Origin of the sequence: Kitasatospora sp. NPDC059462 (assembly GCF_042749955.1) — a bacterium.
Lineage (GTDB): Bacteria > Actinomycetota > Actinomycetes > Streptomycetales > Streptomycetaceae > Kitasatospora.
Genome location: NZ_JBHYUU010000370.1, coordinates 1 through 2612, shown reverse-complemented (window position 1 = coordinate 2612; position 2612 = coordinate 1). Strand labels below are relative to the sequence as shown.

The window sequence follows — 2612 nt, the reverse complement described above, 5'->3', positions numbered from 1 at the left end:
GTGCCGGCCATGCCGCCGCCGCACAACACCCGGCGGCCGGTGCGGCTGCTGGCCGGGCTGTACGTCTGCGGCGACCACCGGGACACCAGCAGCGTGCAGGGGGCGCTGGTCTCCGGACGGCGCGCGGCCGAGGCCGTGGCGCGCGACCTCGGGCTGCCGGCCGCCGCACCGGAGGCGGCCGCGGCCTGACGGCCCGCCACGACGGGGCACGCGGTCCGGCCGCCGGATCGGCGACGGACCGCGTGCCAATATGCCGATATGACCGCTGATCGGATGATTCCCGTTCCGCCGCCGGCCGCCGCGTGAGCACCGCACCCGGCGCCCAGCCGCTCGCGCTGGTCCTCGTCCCCGCCGCCGCGGTGGCCGCCCCGCTGCTGGCCGACCGGCTGCTGCGGTGGATCGCCGTGCCCACGGTGGTGTTCGAGATCCTGCTCGGCGTCCTGATCGGCCCCGACGTCCTGGGCTGGGTGCACGTCGACGCCCTGGTCGACGCGCTCTCCCGGTTCGGCCTGGCCATGCTGATGTTCCTGGCCGGCTACGAGATCGACTTCGCCCGGCTGCGCGGCGGCCCGCTGCGCCGGGCCGGCCTCGCCTGGCTGGTCACCGTGGCCGCCGCGCTCGGCCTCGGCGCGCTGGTCGGCCCGGACCCGCTGGACGGCGCCTTCACCGGGCTCGCGCTCACCACCACCGCGCTCGGCACCATCCTGCCGGTGCTGCGCGACTCCGGCGAACTGCCCACCGGGTTCGGCGCGCTGGTCATGGCCACCGGCGCGGTCGGCGAGTTCGGCCCGATCATCGCCGTCGCCGTGCTGCTCAGCGGCAACACCCCGGCGCGCTCCGCCGTCATCCTGGCGGCCTTCGCGGTGATCACCGCCGTCGCGGTGGCCGGTGCCCGGCGCCCCCGCCCCGCCTGGATGACCGGGCTGATCCGGCGCACCCTGCGCACCTCCGGCCAGTTCGCCGTGCGCACCGTGATGCTGGTGCTCGCCACCATGGTCGCCGCCGCGCTCCGGCTGGAGCTGGACATGCTGCTCGGCGCGTTCACCGCCGGCATCGTCTCCCGGCTGCTGCTCGCCGACATCCCCCGGCCCACCGAGGAGGTCGTCGAGGCCAAGCTGGAGGGCATCGGCTTCGGCTTCCTCGTCCCGGTGTTCTTCGTGGTCAGCGGGATGAACTTCGACCTGGACGCGCTGCTCGGCGATCCGGGCACGCTGCTGCTCGTCCCGGTCTTCCTGCTCCTGCTGCCCGCCCTGCGCGGGCTGCCCGCCGCCCTGCTCGCCCCCGCCGGGCTGGGGCGGCGCGACCGGGCCGCGCTCGGCCTGTACGGGGCGACCGCGCTGCCGCTGGTCGTGGTGATCACCACGATCGAGGTGGACGCCGGCCACCTGGCGTCCTCGACCGCCGCCGCCCTGGTCGGCGCGGGCATGCTCTCGGTGCTGCTGTTCCCGCTGACCGCGCAGCGGCTGCGCGGGGACGTCCGGCCGCCGGCCGCCGTCGGGGGCGGCCGGCCGCGGGTGAACGCCGAGAGCTGGTAGTCCTCGGGCCGGTCAGATCACCCCCGCCTGGCGGGCCGTCTCCTCGAACGCGCGCGCCACCGGGCTGCCCCGGTACGGCGTCAGCCGGCGGTGGAAGTCGCGCACGTACTCCAGCGACCGGGCCGACCGCATCTCCCCCGCCGCCCGCAGCGCGTCGGTCGCCATGCCGCAGGCCTCGTCGAGGTCGCCCATGCCGAGCCGGGCGGTGGCCAGCACCAGCCGGCAGAAGATCCGGCTGCGGGCGTACGCGGGCGAGCGCAGCCGCAGCGACTTCTCGGCGTGCTGGGCGGCCGTCCGCCACTGCTGGAGGTCCCGGTAGCAGTGCGCGAACTCGTCGGAGAGCTGCGCCTCGTCGAAGAACCGCGCCCAGGACGGCAGGTCGTCGCCGGTCCGGGCGGCCGCCAGCGCCCGTTCGGCCCGCACCAGCGCGGTGGTGCAGGAGCGGACGTCGCCGAGCAGGCCGTGTCCGCGCGCCTCGGCGGCGTGCAGCAGCGCCTGCACGGTCGGCGGCACCGCCGTGCCCACGCCCTGCTGGGCGACCCGGGCCAGCTGGACCGCCTCCCGGCCGTGCCCGAGGTGCACGGCCTGCTGGCTCATCGTCACCAGGACGTAGCCGCCGAGCGCGCGGTCCCCGGCGGCCTGGGAGAGCCGCAGCGCCTGGACGAAGTAGCGCTGGGCCAGGCCGTGTGCGGCGATGTCGAAGGACGTCCAGCCGGCCAGCCGGGTGAGGTCGGCGACGGCGCCGAACAGGGCGCGGCCGATCTGCTCGCCGTAGCGGCCGCGCAGCATCGGCTCGGCCTCGCTCTCCAGGTAGCGGACCAGCGCCTGCCGGGCGTGGCCGCCGCCGTAGGCGTGGTCCAGCGCGCGGAACAGGTCGCCGACGGCGCGGATGGCGGCGATGTCACCGCGGCCGACCCGCAGCGCGGGGCGCTGCTCGCGCCCGGCGTCGTGGTACGGCGGCTCGACGGCGATCGGCGGGCGGCGGCTCTGGGTGGGCACCCGGGCGCCGAGCGCGGCGGCGCCGGCCTGCGCGGCGGCGCCCGTGCCGGAGCCGGTCCGGGCGCCCGGGGCGGCGGC

2 protein-coding genes and 1 pseudogene are annotated in these 2612 nt (G+C 77.4%); 2 read left to right on the top strand and 1 reads right to left on the bottom strand.

Annotation, left to right across the window (positions count from 1 at the left end):
* Both ACFXAM_RS38485 and ACFXAM_RS38480 read left to right on the top strand, forming a co-directional pair.
* Window positions 1-189: FAD-dependent oxidoreductase (locus ACFXAM_RS38485; protein WP_380298562.1), on the top strand; the 189-nt coding region annotated here is incomplete at its 5' end.
* A gap of 113 nt (window positions 190-302) precedes the next feature.
* Window positions 303-1535, top strand: a complete 1233-nt coding sequence (locus ACFXAM_RS38480) for a cation:proton antiporter (protein WP_380298561.1) — start codon at window positions 303-305, stop codon at window positions 1533-1535.
* A 12-nt stretch (window positions 1536-1547) separates the two neighbouring features.
* On the opposite strand, the pseudogene ACFXAM_RS38475 reads toward ACFXAM_RS38480, so the two are convergent.
* Window positions 1548-2612, bottom strand: a pseudogene (locus ACFXAM_RS38475) (regulator); the annotation flags it as partial.